Source organism: Citrobacter amalonaticus (assembly GCF_037053465.1).
Taxonomy (GTDB): Bacteria; Pseudomonadota; Gammaproteobacteria; order Enterobacterales; family Enterobacteriaceae; genus Citrobacter_A; species Citrobacter_A amalonaticus_H.
The window spans coordinates 104,127-123,142 of the sequence record NZ_JBALIF010000008.1; the positions used below are offsets into that span (position 1 = coordinate 104,127).

Consider the following 19,016-nt stretch of genomic DNA (forward strand, 5'->3'; position numbering starts at 1 on the left):
CTCCGTTTCAGAACACCAGATGTTCTGCGCGTACAATCAAAGACATACCCGAATTCAGCTGTACACGGACGCCATCTTTGGTGATTTCTAACACGGTGGCATCCATCGCATCATTACCTGCTTTCACCTTCAGAGATTGTCCAACGCTCAGCGCTGAAATATCAGAGACTGGCGTCAGTTTCTCTTCACGAGGTGCACGCGGCGCTTTAGCTGCCGGTTTATCAGCACGCGGTTTACGCTCAGTCGCTTCTTTGCGACGTGGCGCAGGACGCGGCTTACGTTCACGACGAGACGCGTCATCGGTCTCGCCTGCAGCGGCGGCGGCTTCGCGTTTTTTCGCTTGCTGCTCTGCACGCTGCGCCTGAACGCGGGCTTTCGCTTCTTCAAGCTGTTTACGCGCATGTTCAACGTGTTGCTCATCCAGCTCACCACACGGGTTGCCATCGAGATCGACACGCGTTGCGCCCGGCTTAACGCCGTAGAGGTAACGCCAGCTAGAAGTATAAAGACGTAAAGCGGAACGAAGTTGCGTTTTGCTGAGGTTCATTTCACCCTCAATACGCTCTACCAGATCCTGAAAAATACCAATTTTCAGTGGGCGCGCTTCGCCTTCCGCACTAAAACACTGCGGAAAACGTTCGGCCAAAAACGCGATGACTTCTTTACTGCTATTCAACTTAGGTTGATTTTCCATGAAATTTCCTGATTACAACGGACGTAGCCAACAAGCAGCAGGCATGAACAGGCGTCATTATAATGACGCCATCAGTAATTGCTACGTTATCCGTTGATTATCCTGCGACGCTCGCAAAGAATTTTTTGTAATCCGTCGTTGCAAGCACTTTTTCTAGCTGAGCAACGAGCTGTCGGAGCCCCGCTTCATCCTCAGCGGTGAAGCGGCCAAATGCGGTACTGTCGATGTCCAGCACCCCAATAATCTGCTGATTTACGGTTAGCGGCAGGACAATTTCTGAATTACTCGCCGCATCGCAGGCAATATGCCCATCGAAAGCGTGAACATCTTCAACACGCTGGACCTGGTTGCGGGATACTGCCGTACCACACACGCCACGCCCCACCGGGATCCGCACGCAGGCAATTTTGCCCTGAAACGGACCCAATACCAGGGTATCGTCTTCAAGCAGATAAAATCCCGCCCAGTTCACCTCTGAAAGACGTTCGAACAATAGCGCACTGGTGTTTGCCAGCGTCGCCAGAAAACTGCTCTCTCCTGCCATTAATGCCTGAAAATCGCGATTCAGATCCGCGTATAGCTCTGTTTTGTTCATTATATAATCACTTAGTTGTCTTACCTTGTACCGCAGCCTATTAAAATAAGCATTAAATGCGTTAATGCTCAAGATCATTCCCGTCATGAGTTAAGATTACATAAATCTAACATTATGATTCGCGATACATGGCTCTCAAGACTCAATCTATTACGCCACCAAAAAAAATAGCGATCCGATCCATCAGCGAAGCACTTCCGCGTGCGCACTACCAGCGTTGTCCCCAATGCGACCTGCTGTTTAGTTTGCCGAAAATGCGTTCACACCAGAGCGCGTATTGTCCCCGCTGCCAGGCGAAGATTCGCGATGGTCGTGACTGGTCGCTGACGCGTCTGGGGGCAATGGCGATCACTATGCTGTTGCTGATGCCCTTCGCCTGGGGCGAGCCCTTGCTGCATATCTATTTGTTAGGGATCCGCATTGATGCCAACGTCATGCAAGGGATCTGGCAGATGACCCGGCAAGGCGACCCCATTACCGCGGCGATGGTGCTGTTTTGCGTTGCTGGCGCCCCTCTCATCCTGGTCAGCGCCATCGCCTACCTGTGGTTCGGTAATATTCTCGGCATGAATTTACGCCCCGTTCTGCTGATGCTGGAGAAGCTTAAAGAGTGGGTGATGCTGGACATCTATCTGGTGGGGATTGGCGTGGCGTCGATCAAAGTCCAGGATTACGCTTTTTTGCAGCCAGGCGTCGGATTATTAGCTTTTATTGCACTGGTTATTCTCAGCATCCTGACGCTTTCGCACCTGAACATCGAACAGTTGTGGGAGCGTTTCTATCCGCAACGGCCGGCAAAACGCCCTGACGAAAAACTTCGCGTTTGCCTCGGCTGTCATTTTACCGGCTATCCGGATCAACGTGGGCGGTGCCCGCGCTGCCACATCCCACTCAGGGAGCGCAGGAATCAAAGTATTCAAAAATGCTGGGCGGCGCTGTTGGCGTCGATCGTTTTGCTGTTGCCCGCTAACCTGATGCCTATCTCCGTTATCTACGTCAACGGAGGGCGCCAGGAAGACACGATCATGTCCGGTATTCTGTCGCTGGCAAACAGTAATATCGCCGTGGCCGCCGTGGTTTTTATCGCCAGTATTCTGGTGCCCTTTACCAAAGTGATCGTCATGTTTACGTTACTGCTCAGCATTCACTTCAAATGCGAACAGGGTTTACGTACGCGAATCCAGTTGCTGCGACTGGTCACGTGGATTGGTCGTTGGTCGATGCTGGATCTTTTTGTTATCTCCTTAACCATGTCGCTGATTAATCGCGATCAGATTCTTGCTTTTACAATGGGACCGGCTGCGTTTTATTTCGGCGCAGCGGTAATTTTGACTATTCTTGCTGTGGAATGGCTGGACAGCCGCTTACTTTGGGATGCACATGAGTCAGGAAACGCCCGCTTCGCCGACTGAAGCGCAGATTAAAACGAAACGCCGTATCTCTCCCTTCTGGCTACTCCCGCTGATTGCATTGATGATCGCGGGATGGCTTTTCTGGAACAGTTACGAAGATCGCGGTAACACGGTGACGATCGACTTCATGTCTGCCGATGGCATCGTCCCGGGCCGCACGCCCGTTCGCTATCAGGGCGTGGAGGTCGGTACCGTGCAGGATGTCAGTCTGAGCGAAGACCTGCGCAAAATTGAAGTCCGCGTCAGCATCAAATCTGATATGAAAGATGCCCTGCGAGCTGAAACGCAGTTCTGGCTGGTAACGCCGAAAGCCTCGCTTGCGGGTGTCTCAGGACTTGATGCGCTGGTCGGTGGGAACTATATCGGCATGATGCCCGGTAAAGGCGAAGAACAGGACCACTTCGTCGCGCTCGACACCCAGCCAAAATATCGACTGGACAATGGTGATTTGATGATTCACCTCAACGCGCCGGATTTGGGCTCGCTCAACAGCGGGTCTTTGGTCTATTTCCGTAAGATCCCGGTTGGCCGGGTGTACGATTACAGTATTACTCCGAACAAACAGGGCGTGACCATTGACGTTCTGATTGAACGCCGCTTCACCAATCTGGTGAAAAAAGGCAGTCGTTTCTGGAACGTTTCGGGGGTTGACGCCAACCTCAGTTTGAGCGGTGCAAAGGTGAAACTGGAGAGTCTGGCTGCCCTGGTGAACGGTGCGATTGCCTTTGACTCGCCAGAGAATTCAAAACCCGCCGCGCAGGACGACACCTTCGGACTGTATAAAGATCTGGCGCACAGCCAGCGCGGCGTCATCGTTAAACTTGATTTGCCCAGCGGCGAGGGGCTGAAAGCCGATTCAACCCCGCTGATGTATCAGGGACTGGAAGTGGGTCAGCTCACGAAGCTTGATTTGCAACCCGACGGCAAAGTCACTGGCGAAATGACGGTCGATCCCAGCGTAGTAACGCTGCTGCGTGACACGACACGCATCGAACTTCGTAGCCCTAAACTCTCGCTGAACGATGCCAACATCAGCGCATTACTGACGGGTAAAACCTTTGAGCTGGTGCCTGGCACTGGCGAAGCGCGCAACACCTTTGCTGTCGTGCCCGGCGAAAAAGCGCTGCTTCACGAGCCGGACGTATTAACGTTTACCCTCACCGCCCCCGAAAGTTATGGCATTGATGCGGGTCAGCCGCTGATCCTTCATGGCGTCCAGGTGGGCCAGGTAATTGAACGTAAGCTGACGAGCAAAGGCGTCGAGTTTACCGCTGCGATTGAGCCGCAGAATCGCGATCTGGTCCAGGGTGACAGTAAATTCGTGGTCAACAGCCGCGTGGATGTCAAAGTCGGTCTGGATGGCGTTGAATTCCTCGGCGCCAGCGCCAGCGAATGGTTAAGCGGCGGCATTCGCATTTTGCCAGGCGGCAAAGGTGCGATGAAATCCAGCTATCCGCTGTATGCCAACCTCGAAAAAGCGGTGGAAAACAGCCTGAGTGACCTGCCGACCACCACGCTGAGTCTGAGTGCGGAAACGCTGCCCGACGTACAGGCGGGCTCCGTGGTGCTGTATCGTAAATTTGAGGTGGGTGAAGTGATCACCGTACGCCCACGCGCCAACGCCTTTGATATCGATCTGCACATTAAACCGGAGTACCGCAACCTGCTGACCAGTAACAGCGTGTTCTGGGCGGAAGGTGGCGCGAAAGTGCAACTCAATGGCAGCGGACTTACCGTACAGGCCTCCCCTCTGTCTCGTGCGCTCAAAGGGGCCATCAGCTTTGATAATCTGAGCGGCGCCAGCGCCAGCCTGCGCAAAGGCGATAAGCGTATTTTGTATGCCTCTGAAACGGCGGCGCGTGCGGTTGGTGGGCAGATTACGCTTCACGCCTTTGACGCCGGGAAACTGGCGGCCGGGATGCCGATTCGCTATCTTGGAATCGACATCGGTCAGATTCAGACGCTTGAGCTCATCACCTCTCGCAACGAGGTGCAGGCAAAAGCGGTGCTGTATCCTGAATATGTACAAACTTTCGCTCGCAGCGGTACGCGTTTCTCGGTCATCACACCACAAATCTCCGCGGCTGGCGTGGAGCATCTCGACACCATTCTCCAGCCCTACATCAACGTCGAACCGGGCCGTGGTAACCCGCGCCGCGACTTCGAATTGCAGGAAGCCACCATTACCGACTCGCGCTACCTTGACGGCCTGAGTATTGTAGTCGAGGCTCCGGAAGCCGGTTCCCTGGCCATTGGTACACCGGTGCTGTTTCGCGGTATAGAAGTCGGAACGGTGACAGGCATGACGCTGGGGTCGCTGTCCGACCGGGTGATGATCGCCATGCGTATCAGTCAGCGCTACCAGCACCTGGTGCGCAATAACTCTGTTTTCTGGCTGGCATCCGGCTACAGTCTGGACTTCGGCCTGACCGGGGGTGTAGTGAAAACCGGTACCTTTAACCAGTTCATTCGCGGCGGTATTGCGTTCGCCACCCCTCCCGGCATTCCGCTGGCGCCGAAGGCACAGGCAGGAAAACACTTCCTGTTGCTGGAAAGCGAACCAAAAGAGTGGCGTGAATGGGGAACGGCCCTGCCACGTTAATGTCAGGCTCCGGCGTGCCCGCGCCGGAGCCTTTATGCTACACTGCGCGCCTGTTTTACTGCCGGTGGTGCCCCACGTGACTCAACACGCTGTTTATTTTCCTGAAGCCTTTTTGACGCAAATGCGCGAGGCAATGCCTGCGACCCTCTCCTTTGACGAGTTTCTTGCCGCCTGCCAGCGTCCGCTACGTCGCAGCATTCGCGTTAATACGCTCAAAATATCTGTCGCCGATTTTCTCCGTTTAACTGCGCCTTATGGCTGGACGCTGACCCCGATCCCCTGGTGCGAGGAGGGTTTCTGGATTGAACGCGATGATGAAGAGGCATTGCCGCTTGGCAGTACCGCCGAGCATCTGAGCGGCCTGTTTTATATTCAGGAAGCCAGCTCCATGCTGCCAGTGGCAGCCCTGTTGGCGGATGGCAACTCACCGGCACGGGTGATGGACGTTGCGGCTGCCCCTGGTTCAAAAACCACGCAAATCGCGGCCCGGATGGGGAATCAGGGGGCTATTCTCGCAAACGAATACTCCGCCAGCCGCGTTAAGGTTTTGCATGCCAATATCAGCCGCTGCGGGATCAGTAACGTAGCGCTGACCCATTTCGATGGCCGGGTGTTTGGCGCGGCATTGCCGGAAATGTTTGACGCTATATTGCTTGATGCCCCCTGCTCTGGTGAAGGCGTGGTGCGTAAAGATCCTGATGCACTGAAAAACTGGTCGGTTGAAAGCAATCTTGAGATTGCGGCCACACAGCGTGAACTGATTGAAAGCGCTTTTCGCGCCCTGCGCCCCGGCGGCACGCTGGTCTATTCGACCTGTACGTTGAACCGTGAAGAAAACGAGTCCGTCGTCAAATGGCTGAAACAAACCTGGCCTGAGGCAGTCGAGTTTTTACCGTTAGGCGATCTGTTTGCGCAGGCAAGCAACGCGCTGACGGCAGAAGGATTCTTGCACGTGTTCCCGCAGATTTATGACTGTGAAGGATTCTTCGTCGCCCGTCTGCGGAAAACGGCGAGCATTCCTGCCCTGCCTGAACCGAAGTACAAAGTGGGTCAATTCCCCTTTTCGCCCGTCAGAGAACGTGAATCCGCGACGCTTCGCCAGGCCGCCAGCACAGTCGGTCTGCGTTGGGGGGAAAACCTGCGTCTCTGGCAACGTGATAAAGAGATCTGGTTGTTTCCTTCTGAGATTGAACCGCTGATCGGAAAAGTGCGCTTCCAGCGCCTGGGCATCAAACTTGCGGAAGCCCATAATAAAGGTTATCGCTGGCAGCATGAAGCCGTTATTGCTCTTGCCGATGTGAATCACCCCTGTGCATTTGAGCTGTCAGGCCAGGAGGCCGAAGAGTGGTATCGTGGTCGTGATGTTTACCCGCAGGCTGCTCCCGCCACGGATGATGTGCTGGTCACTTTCCAGCATCAGCCGATAGGACTCGCTAAACGAATTGGTTCACGACTCAAAAACAGTTACCCACGCGAGCTGGTTCGTGACGGAAAACTGTTTACCGGTAACGTCTGAAACGGGAAATTTACGCACTTTTTTACTGGCGCTTTTGCCTGCGTTGACTACGCTGAGAAATGGACCACTCAACTGGTCGTACCACAATCAGCGAACCCACGGAGAGCACGATGATGAAAACCAGTGTGCGCATTGGCGCTTTTGAAATTGACGATGCCGAGCTGCACGGCGAATCGCCAGGAGATCGAACGTTAACCATTCCGTGTAAATCCGATCCGGATTTATGTATGCAACTGGATGCCTGGGATGCCGATATCAGCATTCCGGCACTGCTCAATGGAGAACATTCGGTCCTCTTTCGCACTCGTTATGACAGTAAGTCTGATGCCTGGATCATGCGTCTTGCCTGATTCAAAAAGAACCCGTCAGCCCGGCGGGTTATTTATTCCCCCTTCCCGCTTGCGTTAATTCCTCCTACACTTTTGATATGGCTGTACAAAACGAGGATGGAATGTTCGCACTGGTTCTGTTTGTGTGTTACCTGGATGGCGGTTGTGAAGATATCGTGGTGGACGTCTACGATACAGAGCAACAGTGCCTCTATTATATGGACGATCAGCGGATTCGCCACGGCGGCTGTTTTCCCGTTGAAGATTTTATCGATGGTTTCTGGATGCCGGCACAGCAATACAGTGACTTTTCATTACGTTAACGGCACCAGCGTTAACGAGTGATTTGCCCGCAGTCATGCCCTAACATAAATTTAACAATAACAGCAAAAAACGCTGGACGTTGATATCCAGGAATAGGTATGGTTTACGCAGAATGCTGAGTGTCAAACGCCATTTGGCTCAGGAAAAGCACCAGGTTCTGCAGATAAAAAGAGACCGAATACGATTCCTGTATTCGGTCCAGGGAAATGGCTCTTGGGAGAGAGCCGTGCGCTAAAAGTTGGCATTAATGCAGGCTAAGTCGCCTTGCCCTTTAAGAATAGATGACGACGCCAGGTTTTCCAGTCCGCGGCTAAAGTGGCTGGAAAAAAAGGGCGATTGTCACTGGCTGACAGACAAAAACCGCAAGATCATCTTCAGGATGCTTGCGGTTTTTTATTGGAAATCAGAACGATATTTTGGGAACTAGCAGAGTGTTTTCGCACGTTCGATAAACGGCGCCAGACTCATTTTTTCGCCCGGTTTTGCCGGATCGTCAATCTGAATCACGGAAAGAGGCTGCGCGTTGGTTTTGCCACTCGCCACCTGCTCTTGCGCGACATCGTTAAGTGGATACTGCACTAACGTGCTGGGATTAATCACGTACAGCGCATTACCCGGCCGACAAGTCAGCATCACCTCTTCGCGATTAAAAGCCCATTTGTCTTTGCCGATTTCAAACCGGCTCACGGTGATGACCTGTGGAGCCGCCAGCGCAGCCCCTGAACTGGCCAGTAGCAATAAAGAGAGAATCACTTTTTTCATGAATTTTGCCTGTCCTTCAGAACGGTTCCAGCGTCGCAAACAGGCTGACGATTGCCAGCACCCCTGCGCCAATAGCCCATTCGATCTTCGTCATCCAGATAAAATACTGACGGAGGCGATCGCACTCCTGTCGCATCCGTGGTACGAGAACATACCGGTTCACCAGTGCGATTGCCACCATAAGCGCGACAAGTGCACATTTTAACAAAAGCCACTGTCCCCACCCTGTCAGCCAGGGAGCCGAGGCCCCCTGAATGAAAAGCACATTCGCTATACCGGTGAGCAACACGCCAGCAACGGCAAGGTGACCATAGCGCGAGAAACGCATCATGGTGTAGATCGCCTGCTGTTGCCAGCGTCCTGTAGCCATTCGCATACAGTAAATGACGGGCAACAATCCGCCAAACCAGGTCGCAGCACAAATCAGATGCAATGCATGACTGGTCTTCTGGAGTGCGCCGGAAATGCCTGTGTGCAACGTGGCATGCCCTATTCCCGCCAGCAACACGAACTGTGCGAGAGCCAAAATCAGCAGCAGACGCGGCAGATTTCGCGGAACAACCAGAGCCGCCGCCAGCGTGACCAGCCCCAGAACAATCTGCCAGAGCCAGACGCCACCAAACTGAGTGTGCAATACCAGTTCCCAGACAGGTGGAGAAATGACGTCCTGCCAACCAGAGCCCATCAGACCGCCCTGAATCGCCAGCATCAAGGCCGCGCTAAGAAAACTCCACAGCGCTGCGTGCTGTTGCAGGCGCAAAAAGCGCCGGTTCAGCAGGCGACGAATTGACCCAGGTGCCAGCCATGCCCCATAGAGCGCAGAACCCAACAGCAGCATCAGCGCCGTAAAATGGATAAAGCGAAGCGCGACCCAGGTAAACGTCAGCATGCTTATTTCACGCTAAAGGTGTACTGCCCTTTGGTTTTGTGACCATCTACCGAAACCACGTGCCATCTTACCTGGTATTTCCCTGGTTTCAGAGTCTCGTCGAGCGGAACAATGAGCTGCGTTTTGTCCTGCTCATTGCGTTTTGCAGGATGGGTTTTAATTTCCTCCTGCTTTGGACCGGTAATCGTTGCCCCGCTAAATCCGGGCTCGATCCCTTCGGAGAAATTAAGCGTCAGCGCCTGTGGTGACGCGTTAACCTCGGCATCCGCCGCCGGGAACTGATGCGTCAGGTGCGCATGCGCCCACGCTGCTGGCGTTGCCAGGGCTGAAGCCAGAAAAAGAAGTGTAAAGCGCAATGTACGTGCAGGAGTGACCATATTCACTATTCCTTTTAGTTATGTCTTATTTTAAGAGGATAACCTTCAACAATGTTCGAGTCGAGAATCATCAATTGTGGCTTGCCATTCCGACGCACTCTTAGTAACTTTTGCGCGCATGACAGAAGGAGAACCCCATGCTTAAGAATCTCGCTCAACTGGAGCAAGCTGAAATGGACAAGGTCAACGTGGATCTTGCCGCCGCTGGCGTCGCATTTAAAGAGCGCTATAACATGCCCGTTGTGGCTGAAGTGGTCGAACGAGAGCAGCCTGAGCATCTGCGTGACTGGTTTCGCGAGCGCCTTATTGCTCATCGTCTGGCATCGGTTTCCCTCTCGCGTTTACCCTACGAACCAAAACCTAAATAACGCTTACACATCCTTACATATTGCCTGCTACAGTATAAGTCGATTCTTATTCTATGATTTAAGGACGATTGTAGACACTATGAAAAGGAAATCATTATGTCGCACTGGAAAATAGCTGCCGCACAGTACGAACCGCTAAAAACCACGTTTAAAGAACACATTGCTCACCATCTGGATTTCATTAACGCGGCAGCCCGACAACAATGCGAACTGCTGGTTTTTCCCTCTCTTTCCTTACTCGGCTGTACCAACGATAACCCGTCGTTACCCGCCCCTCCAGATATCAGTCTGCTACAGCCGCTTTTGTTTGCCGCCGCCACACACCGCATGGTCATCATTGCAGGCCTGCCGGTCGAGCATAACAATCGCTTTGTCAAAGGTATCGCCGTTTTCGCCCCCTGGATGAACGCACCGCGCATGTTTCATCAAAGTCACGGCGCATGTCTTTGCAAAGACCTGCACACGATCAATGTGGTAGACGAACAACCCGAAGGTATTGATATGGATCCGGCCTGCTCCCTCTTTACTACCAGCCAGAGCGTCTGTGAACCTGAACTTCTGAACTCAACATCGCGCTTACAGTATTTCTCGCATAAATTCGCTATTGCCGTTCTGATGGCGAACGCGCGCGGAAATAGCGCCTTATGGGATGAAAACGGACAGTTAGTAGTCCGCGCCGACCGCGGTTCGCTGTTATTAACGGGACAGCGCACATCGCAGGGTTGGCAAGGTGATATCATTCCTTTACGCTAAACGTTTTCGGTCAGGAGTGTGACATGCTGCGTATCATCGATACAGAGACCTGTGGTCTGCAGGGAGGGATTGTGGAGATCGCCTCTGTGGACGTCGTTGACGGTAAAATCGTTAACCCAATGAGTCATCTGGTACGTCCTGACCGCCCTATTTCACCGCAGGCCATGGCGATTCACCGTATTACCGAAGCCATGGTCGCCGATAAGCCGTGGATTGAAGAGGTGATCCCTCACTATTATGGCAGTGAGTGGTATGTGGCGCACAACGCCAGCTTTGACCGCCGCGTTCTGCCGGACATGCCCGGTGAGTGGATTTGTACTATGAAGCTTTCCCGCCGCCTCTGGCCTGGAATCAAATACAGCAATATGGCGCTGTATAAATCCCGTAAGCTCAACGTACAGACGCCTCCGGGATTACATCACCACCGGGCGCTGTATGACTGTTACATTACCGCGGCACTGCTCATTGATATTATGAACACCTCAGGCTGGACGGCGGAACAGATGGCGGACATCACCGGCCGCCCGACATTGCTCACCACTTTCACCTTTGGTAAATACCGCGGGAAAGCGGTATCTGAAGTCGCAGAGCGTGACCCGGGCTATCTGCGCTGGCTGTTTAATAATCTCGACAGTATGAGCCCGGAACTCCGTTTAACGCTGAAGCATTATCTGGATAACGCTTAATGGGTTTTCTTGCCGGGGAGTGTCCCCTGCGCAAGGCCAATCAGGAAAGTGTATTCCATCGCCACACCTTCCCAGGATTTAAAGCGTCCAGATTTACCGCCGTGACCAGAATCCATATCAGTACAAAGCAGCAATAAGCGATCATCCGTTTTGAGCTCGCGCAGTTTCGCCACCCATTTTGCCGGCTCCCAGTACTGGACCTGCGAATCGTGCAGACCGGTGGTAACCAGCAAATGCGGATAGGCCTGCGCCCGGACATTATCGTAGGGGCTGTAGCCTTTCATGTAAGTGTAATATTGCGGCTCCTTTGGATTCCCCCACTCCTCAAACTCCCCGGTTGTCAGGGGTATCGACTCATCCAGCATTGTGGTCAATACATCAACAAACGGCACCTGCGCCACTACACCGTGAAACAGATCGGGGCGCTCATTGATAGCAACCCCCATCAGCATTCCTCCCGCACTGCCCCCCATGCCGTAGCACAGTGAAGGCGAGCCATATCCCTGAGCGATTAACGCGTCGCAGGCGTCGAGGTAGTCGTTGAAGGTATTGCGTTTTTTCAGGAACTTACCGTCTTCATACCACTGCTGCCCCAGCTCACCGCCGCCGCGAACATGGACGATAGCGTAAACAAATCCGCGATCGAGCAGACTCAACCGGCTACTGTCAAAATCAGCATCCATGCTGGCGCCATAAGAACCATAGCCATAGACCAGCAGCGGGTTTTGCCCGTGACGAAAATGCGCCTGATGATAAACCAGCGAAACCGGCACTGCGACGCCATCACGTGCGGTGATCCACAGATGTTCGCTGTGATAGTTCGCCGCGTCAAAACCCGGAACCTCAGTCTGTTTGAGTACGCGGCGTTCACCGGTATCCATGTCCAGTTCAAACAGCGTATCAGGCGTGGTCATCGAGGAATAGCCATAGCGCAGACGCGATGTTTCCGGTTCAGGGTTATAAGCAAGCCAGGTCACATAGGCAGGATCGTCAAAGGCGATCCCCACGACTTCGCGCGTCTTGCGATTAATCTGGCGCAGGCTGGTTAATCCGCGCTGACGTTCTTCCACCACCAGCCAGTCGGTAAAGAGCGTAAACCCCTCCAGCATGATGGCCTCACGCGGCGGGATCAGCGTTTCCCACTGTTTTTCATCCCGCACGTTTGTGCGGTACAGGCCGAAGTTTTTGCCGTCACGATTCGAGCGCAGGTAAAATTTATGCTGGTAATGATCCAGACTGTATTCGTGATCTTTTCGACGAGACAGAAAGATAAACGGCTCAGCATCAGCCAGTTCCGCATCCAGTAACATCACCTCACTGGTCGTCGCGCTCCCCAGATGAATGACGATGTAGTGTTGGGATGTCGTTTTGTGCAGGCTGACGTAAAAGGTATCGTCCTGTTCTTCATAAATCAGTTCATCCTGCGCCGACGGTGTTCCGACGGTGTGTCGCCAGACCTGATACGGTAACAATGTGGTCGCGTGCTTGCGGACGTAGTAGAAGGTTTGCGAGTCGTTCGCCCAGACGAATTCAGGCGCAACGTTATCCAGCATTTCCGGATACCAGTTACCGTTTTCCAGATTGCGAAAACGGATCCCGTACTGACGACGCGAGAGGTAATCTTCTGCCAGCGCCATAATGGTGTTATCGGGCGTAATCGCCAGTCCACCCAGCGTGTAAAACTCACTGTGCGCCGCCCGTTTATTACCATCAATCAGCGTTTCCCACTCATCCCACTCCTCATGCAGCGCAGACTGGCGCTGATAAATCGCATACTCACTGCCAGGCTCGTACAGATGACGATAGCGGTAACCGTTTTTCACATAGGGGGCAGAGGTGTCCCGCGGGGGGATCCTGTCGATAATTTCTTTCAGCACACGCTCCTGCAACGCCTGTTGACCGGACATGACCTGATGCCCGTAACGGTTTTCCTGTTTCAGGTAGTCAAGGACCTCAGGCTTTGAGCGAGTATCGTCTCGCAGCCAGAAATAATTATCGGTACGTGTGTCGCCATGAAGGGTCATGGTATGGGGAATGCGATTGGCTTTGGGCAGCATGTGGTTGTTCTTTCGTCTTTATACACCCTTTAAGGGTGGCAAAACTGACGAATGATGCAAGCGAAACATGCTGCCGGGGAGAATCTGTTAGCCGGGTAACGCCTGTTTTTGCTGTTTCAGATCCTGCTCAATGCCCTCACGGACATCCTGCGGAATTTTCAGCGCATCGCCCAGCGCGTTCAGATAGCTGCGCTCCATAAAGTGATCAATGTCTATTGCCGCACAGCTCAGGAAGTAAATTTCCAGCGCTTCTTCTTCGTTACGAATTCCCTGTGCCAGGCGCTGCGGATCAAGCGGTTGTTCAATAGCCTGTTCGATAAGACGACGTCCTTGCTCTTCAACACCCGCTTCGCGTAAGTGTTGTTCAATCGCCGCCCGCTCTTTGGCATCAATATGGCCATCACTTTTCGCTGCAAAAACCAACGCCAGAATCAGACGTTCCGTCCTGACATCCAGCGGCGAGGCGTTTTGCGCGCCAAACTGGGGTTCGTCCTGATGCGCACGGCGAACTTTATCCTTGTACTTGTTCCATAGCACTGTTCCGGCTACCGCACCGCCACCCACCAACAGCGCACTGGTGCCATATTTGCTGAGTAATTTACGGGAAGATTTGTTGGCGACAAGTAATCCGGCAAGACCGCCCAGCGCGCCGGGCACCAGCAGTTTGCTCAATCCTTGTTCACCCGAAGAGGACGATGATGCTCCGTTTTGTCCGAGAAGAGATTGTAATTGATTTAGCCAGTTAGCCATTTTTGTCCCTCAAGTACTGACAATGAATTATCAAAGCGTACCTGAGGGGGTGTCAGGAAATGTCTGTAACCGCAAAAGATGCGCAAATTATCACGCTAGCGGGGTTGGTATTCCGCTGTTCCCGCCTTGCAGTCAACCTTCACCTGATAATGAATATCCGCGCTTTTCCCACGGACGGTGAGCGGAACACTCCATTTACCATCCTGTCCGGTGATCTCTTTCGGATTCACCCACGCAACCGGATCCGCCTGCCCCACCTGTTTTTGATCGTCAGCCCAGCGCACCACGCGATTTTGCTGATAGTCACGTTTTACGCTGGCGGCAATGCCGGCAGCATCAAGACCGTCACAGTTGGGGAATTTGACTGTTTTGCTGTCCGTACCCGCTGCAGACACCGACAGACTGGTGCATAACAACAGCAGGCTGACTAACACACCTGTTCTTTTCATACTTTTCCTTTACTCACTGGCACATTGATTCAGGAAAAGCATGGTACAAATCGTCAGGAGCGCAAGTCAGATTCAGGCCGCCTGAGTATCGTCATCGACTGAGGCGTCGTTCTCAACCACCTGTGGAGAAGGCAATTTACCGGTTTTAAGGATAGTGCTCAGCACCTCTTTTTGCTCTGCCAGCCACAATGACAGCGCTTCACGCTGCTCATCTTCCAGTGCGAGCGGCGACTGTTCAAGCCAGGTATCGAGCAGATCGGCTGTGTCCAGCATCTTGTCATACGCATCGGCTTCCTTTTTGCTGGTAAATGACATTTTTTCCTCACCTTCACGAATGACTACGTATTTAACTTCAACCGCCATGTTGCAGCCTCTTAATATTACTGTAATTATGTACAGTATATTCTATTTTACGCCTGAAATCAAGCGGGCAATAAAGACAGACGCAAACGTTTACGTATATACTACGGCCAAATTTATCGGGGGACAGTTTTCATGACGTTATTAGGCACCGCGCTGCGTCCGGCAGCCACTCGGGTGATGTTATTAGGTTCTGGCGAACTGGGAAAAGAGGTGGCCATTGAGTGTCAGCGCCTTGGCGTGGAAGTTATCGCCGTGGATCGCTATGCCGATGCACCGGCCATGCATGTTGCGCATCGCTCACACGTTATCAATATGCTGGATGGCGACGCGCTTCGTCGGGTTGTTGAGCGGGAAAAACCGGATTTCATCGTGCCTGAAATCGAAGCCATTGCGACAGATATGCTGATTACACTGGAGCAGGAAGGGCTGAACGTCGTTCCCTGCGCCCGCGCAACCAGGCTGACCATGAACCGTGAAGGCATCCGTCGTCTGGCAGCGGAAGAACTGGCGCTGCCCACATCGACATTCCGTTTTGCTGACAGCGAAGCGCGTTTTCGCGATGCAGTGGCGGAAATCGGTTATCCCTGCATCATCAAACCGGTAATGAGTTCCTCAGGCAAGGGACAGAGCTTTATCCGTTCAGCGTCGCAATTGAGCCAGGCCTGGGACTACGCCCAGCAAGGCGGGCGAGCAGGTGCCGGTCGGGTGATCGTCGAAGGGGTGGTCCGGTTTGATTTTGAAATCACCCTGCTCACCGTTAGCGCCGTGGATGGCGTTCATTTTTGCGCGCCGGTAGGCCATCGTCAGGAAGATGGCGATTACCGTGAATCCTGGCAACCGCAGCAGATGAGCGCGCTGGCGCTGGAACGTGCTCAGGAAATTGCGCGGAAAGTGGTGTTAGCGCTTGGCGGTTATGGACTGTTTGGCGTGGAGCTGTTTGTTTGTGGTGATGAGGTCATCTTCAGCGAAGTCTCTCCTCGCCCGCACGACACCGGCATGGTGACACTGATTTCTCAGGATCTGTCGGAATTCGCGCTGCACGTCCGCGCCTTCCTTGGGCTGCCCGTGGGCGCTATTCGACAGTACGGTCCGGCAGCCTCTGCGGTGATTTTGCCGAAGCTAACCAGCAACAACGTGACGTTTGATAATGTACAGGCCGCCGTCGGCGCAGGTTTGCAGGTGCGTTTGTTCGCTAAACCAGAGATTGATGGCACCCGTCGACTGGGTGTGGCGCTGGCAACCGCTGAGACGGTTGAAGCGGCGATAGACCGCGCTAAACAGGCTGCAGCACAGGTGAAAGTGACAGGCTAAACCGCAGCCGTAGGCCGGATAAGGCAGCGACGCCGCTATCCGGCAAAGCCCGGGAGTGACGTTTACGCGTCTTACCGGGCCTACGGTTTATATATTGAAAGCTTACTGCTTCGCGCCTTCAACCGCTTCACGCGCCAGTTTAGTGATGCGATCGTAATCACCGGCTTCCAGCGCGTCATTCGGCACCAGCCAGGAGCCACCGATGCACAGCACGCTTTTGAGCGCCAGGTAATCACGGTAGTTGGCCGGAGAGATACCGCCCGTTGGGCAGAAACGTACCTGAGAGAACGGACCGGCAATCGCCTGCAACGCTTTGGTGCCACCGTTGGCCTCCGCCGGGAAGAATTTGAACTCTTTCAGACCGTAATCCATACCCAGCATCAGTTCAGAAACGGTGCTGATCCCCGGAATCAGCGGGATTGTCCCTTCGGTTGCCGCTTTCAGCAGCGGCTCGGTCAGACCCGGGCTGATAGCAAACTGCGCGCCGGCAGCAGTGACTTCCGCCAGTTGCCCGGGATTCAGAACCGTACCCGCCCCAACAATGGCTTCCGGCACTTCTTTGGCGATAGCGCGAATAGCATCCATCGCGCAGGCAGTACGTAAGGTCACTTCCAGAACGCGCACACCACCTGCAACCAACGCTTTTGCCATCGGCACAGCGTGTTCCAGTTTATTCACTACGATCACCGGGACAACCGGGCCGGTGGTCAGGATTGCTTCTGCACTTGTTTTCCAGTTTTTCATCAGAGTTTTTCTCTCGCCTGATTACAATAGATGCCTTAAAAATCGATACAGGTTGCGCCCTGTTCCGCGCCGGACAATTTCTCACGCAGCGCGCTGAACATTTCACGTCCCGTTCCGATACGCGATGCGCTCAGATCCGGAATGTGCGGCTGACGCGCAGCAAGTTCCGCGTCATCAACCAGCAGCGTCAATTCACCTGTCTGTCCGTTCACCCGAATAATGTCGCCATCGCGTACTTTTGCCAGCAGACCGCCATCATACGCCTCCGGGGTGACATGGATGGCTGAAGGTACTTTACCGGAAGCACCGGAAAGTCGTCCATCGGTCACCAACGCAATTTTGAAACGACGGTCCAATAATACACCAAGTGGCGGCATGAGTTTATGCAATTCTGGCATTCCGTTCGCTTTCGGGCCCTGATGACGCACAACAACCACACAATCCCGGTCGAGGAGACCGGCTTCGAAGGCCGGTAAAACATCGTGCTGACTTTCAAAAACCACAGCCGGCGCTTCGATCACCTGATTCTCAACCGGCACAGCGGACGTTTTCATGACGGCGCGTCCCAGGTTGCCACTTAACACTTTGGTGCCGCCATGATGGGAGAACGGCTGGTCAAAGGAAGCAATCACGTTGCTGTCCAGCGATTTCGCTGCGCCATCACGCCAGTCAAGTTCACCATTATTGAGCCAGGGTTCGAGGGTGTAGCGTTTGAGACCAAATCCCGCCACGGTGTTCACATCTTCATGCAGCAGACCTGCGTCCAGGAGTTCGCGCATCAGAACCGGCACACCGCCTGCGGCCTGGAAGTGGTTGATATCCGCCGGACCGTTAGGATACAGCCGCGCCATCAGCGGTACGATGTCAGAGAGATCGGAGAAATCATCCCAGTTAATCTGGATACCCGCAGCGCGCGCCATTGCCACAAGGTGCATGGTGTGGTTTGTGGAACCGCCGGTTGCCAGTAGCGCAACAATACCGTTTACCACCACTTTTTCATCAATCATTTTACCGATCGGCATCCATTCGTTGCCATTGCCGGTCAGACGTGTGACCTGGCGTGCGGCTGCAGCGGTTAACGCTTCACGCAATGGCGCATCCGGATGCACAAAAGAAGAACCCGGCAGTTGCATCCCCATGAATTCAATCACCATCTGGTTTGTATTCGCGGTGCCGTAGAAGGTACAGGTGCCCGGCGCATGATAGGAGGCGGCTTCCGATTCCAGCAGCGCCATGCGGTCTACTTTCCCCTCGGCATAGAGCTGACGGATGCGGACCTTCTCTTTATTCGGCAAGCCGCTCGCCATCGGACCTGACGGCACAAAGATGGCAGGCAGATGACCAAACGACAGCGCCGCCATTGCCAGCCCAGGGACGATTTTGTCACAAACGCCCAGAAACAGCGCGCCGTCGAACATATTATGCGACAGCCCCACCGCCGCAGACATGGCAATCACTTCGCGGCTCAACAGCGAAAGTTCCATACCATCCTGCCCCTGCGTCACGCCATCGCACATCGCCGGAACGCCGCCGGCAACCTGCCCTACCGCGTTCGCGGCATGCAGGGCTTTACGAATAATATCCGGGTAATGTTCATAGGGTTGATGCGCGGAGAGCATGTCGTTGTAAGAGGTAATGATCGCGATATTGTTACGCAACATGCTTTTCAACGAGGCTTTATCATCTGGCTGACAGGCGGCAAATCCGTGCGCCAGGTTGCCACAGGCCAGTTGTGAACGATGCACGGTTGCGGTTTTCGCCTGTTCTATACGAGAAAGATAGGCCGCTCGGCTCTCACGAGAACGTTCGATAATACGTTGTGTTACGCGTAACAAATTCGGATTCATAGTGGCTCCTGAAATTTATCTGTCAGAGCTACAGGTTTGGCAAAGCCATTTACTGAGATAATAAAGCCAGAAAACGCTTGTTCACCGGAGCTCATAGGGCAAAATCGTTTCAGGAAGTGTAATCAAAAAAGCCTCGCGGGTGAATCCACGCGAGGCTTAAAAGTGCAAAAATTGTTCAACAATCTGTG

General features: G+C 53.6%; 20 protein-coding genes. 9 read left to right on the plus strand and 11 right to left on the minus strand.

Annotated features, from left to right (window positions below):
• Positions 1-7: 7 nt before the first annotated feature.
• Positions 8-694: an RNA chaperone ProQ gene (proQ, locus tag WB371_RS14930; protein ID WP_336220833.1), complete on the minus strand. Its 687-nt coding sequence runs from the start codon at positions 692-694 to the stop codon at positions 8-10.
• Between the two features lie 97 nt (positions 695-791).
• Entirely contained in the window at positions 792-1,289 is a 498-nt protein-coding gene (locus WB371_RS14935) for a GAF domain-containing protein (protein WP_336220834.1), read from the minus strand.
• Positions 1,290-1,417: 128 nt separating this feature from the next.
• On the opposite strand from WB371_RS14935, the gene yebS reads away from it, so the two are divergent.
• The 5 genes from yebS to WB371_RS14960 all read left to right on the plus strand — a co-directional run bounded on the left by yebS (position 1,418) and on the right by WB371_RS14960 (position 7,471).
• Positions 1,418-2,701 (plus strand): membrane integrity lipid transport subunit YebS, encoded by a 1,284-nt coding sequence (yebS, locus tag WB371_RS14940; protein ID WP_336220835.1) that lies wholly within the window; start codon positions 1,418-1,420, stop codon positions 2,699-2,701.
• A complete protein-coding gene (locus WB371_RS14945; protein ID WP_336220836.1) occupies positions 2,670-5,303 on the plus strand; it encodes a PqiB family protein in 2,634 nt (877 codons plus the stop codon). Before yebS ends, WB371_RS14945 begins: the two co-directional genes overlap by 32 nt.
• A 76-nt stretch (positions 5,304-5,379) precedes the next feature.
• Positions 5,380-6,819 carry a 16S rRNA (cytosine(1407)-C(5))-methyltransferase RsmF gene (rsmF, locus tag WB371_RS14950; RefSeq protein ID WP_336220961.1) on the plus strand — a complete coding sequence of 480 codons (1,440 nt, stop codon included), beginning with the start codon at positions 5,380-5,382 and terminating at the stop codon, positions 6,817-6,819.
• A 113-nt stretch (positions 6,820-6,932) separates the two neighbouring features.
• Positions 6,933-7,169 carry a DUF1480 family protein gene (locus tag WB371_RS14955; protein WP_336220962.1) on the plus strand — a complete coding sequence of 79 codons (237 nt, stop codon included), beginning with the start codon at positions 6,933-6,935 and terminating at the stop codon, positions 7,167-7,169.
• Between the two features lie 101 nt (positions 7,170-7,270).
• A complete protein-coding gene (locus WB371_RS14960) occupies positions 7,271-7,471 on the plus strand; it encodes a YebW family protein (protein ID WP_336220837.1) in 201 nt (66 codons plus the stop codon).
• A gap of 424 nt (positions 7,472-7,895) precedes the next feature.
• On the opposite strand, the gene WB371_RS14965 is transcribed toward WB371_RS14960, so the two are convergent.
• From WB371_RS14965 to yobA, 3 genes are read right to left on the minus strand one after another with little or no spacing between them, the layout of a single operon-like run.
• A complete protein-coding gene (locus WB371_RS14965) occupies positions 7,896-8,234 on the minus strand; it encodes a YebY family protein (RefSeq protein WP_336220838.1) in 339 nt (112 codons plus the stop codon).
• A gap of 16 nt (positions 8,235-8,250) precedes the next feature.
• Positions 8,251-9,123 carry a copper homeostasis membrane protein CopD gene (gene copD / locus WB371_RS14970; protein ID WP_336220839.1) on the minus strand — a complete coding sequence of 291 codons (873 nt, stop codon included), beginning with the start codon at positions 9,121-9,123 and terminating at the stop codon, positions 8,251-8,253.
• 2 nt (positions 9,124-9,125) lie between these two features.
• Positions 9,126-9,500 carry a CopC domain-containing protein YobA gene (gene yobA, locus WB371_RS14975; protein WP_336220840.1) on the minus strand — a complete coding sequence of 125 codons (375 nt, stop codon included), beginning with the start codon at positions 9,498-9,500 and terminating at the stop codon, positions 9,126-9,128.
• Between the two features lie 137 nt (positions 9,501-9,637).
• Here yobA and WB371_RS14980 point away from each other — a divergent pair, with 137 nt between their 5' ends.
• The 3 genes from WB371_RS14980 to exoX all read left to right on the plus strand — a co-directional run bounded on the left by WB371_RS14980 (position 9,638) and on the right by exoX (position 11,307).
• A complete protein-coding gene (locus WB371_RS14980) occupies positions 9,638-9,868 on the plus strand; it encodes a DNA polymerase III subunit theta (protein ID WP_336220841.1) in 231 nt (76 codons plus the stop codon).
• 96 nt (positions 9,869-9,964) lie between these two features.
• Positions 9,965-10,621, plus strand: a complete 657-nt coding sequence (locus WB371_RS14985; RefSeq protein ID WP_336220842.1) for a carbon-nitrogen hydrolase family protein — start codon at positions 9,965-9,967, stop codon at positions 10,619-10,621.
• A 23-nt stretch (positions 10,622-10,644) separates the two neighbouring features.
• Positions 10,645-11,307, plus strand: a complete 663-nt coding sequence (gene exoX / locus WB371_RS14990; protein ID WP_336220843.1) for an exodeoxyribonuclease X — start codon at positions 10,645-10,647, stop codon at positions 11,305-11,307.
• Here exoX and ptrB read toward each other — a convergent pair.
• From ptrB to yebG, 4 genes are all read right to left on the minus strand, one after another.
• The gene (gene ptrB, locus WB371_RS14995) at positions 11,304-13,364 is read right to left on the minus strand and encodes an oligopeptidase B (protein ID WP_336220845.1); all 2,061 of its coding nucleotides are present in this window, start codon (positions 13,362-13,364) and stop codon (positions 11,304-11,306) included. The two genes, exoX and ptrB, sit on opposite strands and share 4 nt — an antisense overlap.
• Before the next feature lie 87 nt (positions 13,365-13,451).
• Positions 13,452-14,114, minus strand: a complete 663-nt coding sequence (locus tag WB371_RS15000) for a tellurite resistance TerB family protein (RefSeq protein WP_336220846.1) — start codon at positions 14,112-14,114, stop codon at positions 13,452-13,454.
• A 95-nt stretch (positions 14,115-14,209) separates the two neighbouring features.
• Positions 14,210-14,563, minus strand: a complete 354-nt coding sequence (yebF, locus tag WB371_RS15005; protein WP_336220847.1) for a protein YebF — start codon at positions 14,561-14,563, stop codon at positions 14,210-14,212.
• Positions 14,564-14,635: 72 nt separating this feature from the next.
• Complete coding sequence (gene yebG / locus WB371_RS15010; RefSeq protein ID WP_336220848.1) at positions 14,636-14,926, minus strand: DNA damage-inducible protein YebG; 291 nt, start codon at positions 14,924-14,926, stop codon at positions 14,636-14,638.
• Between the two features lie 132 nt (positions 14,927-15,058).
• Between yebG and purT the strand changes: the two genes are divergently transcribed.
• The gene (purT, locus tag WB371_RS15015) at positions 15,059-16,237 is read left to right on the plus strand and encodes a formate-dependent phosphoribosylglycinamide formyltransferase (protein WP_336220849.1); all 1,179 of its coding nucleotides are present in this window, start codon (positions 15,059-15,061) and stop codon (positions 16,235-16,237) included.
• 102 nt (positions 16,238-16,339) lie between these two features.
• On the opposite strand, the gene kdgA is transcribed toward purT, so the two are convergent.
• On the minus strand, positions 16,340-16,981 hold the full coding sequence (kdgA, locus tag WB371_RS15020) for a bifunctional 4-hydroxy-2-oxoglutarate aldolase/2-dehydro-3-deoxy-phosphogluconate aldolase (RefSeq protein WP_336220850.1): 642 nt from the start codon (positions 16,979-16,981) through the stop codon (positions 16,340-16,342).
• 35 nt (positions 16,982-17,016) lie between these two features.
• Positions 17,017-18,828 (minus strand): phosphogluconate dehydratase, encoded by a 1,812-nt coding sequence (gene edd, locus WB371_RS15025; protein WP_336220851.1) that lies wholly within the window; start codon positions 18,826-18,828, stop codon positions 17,017-17,019.
• Positions 18,829-19,016: the final 188 nt, after the last annotated feature.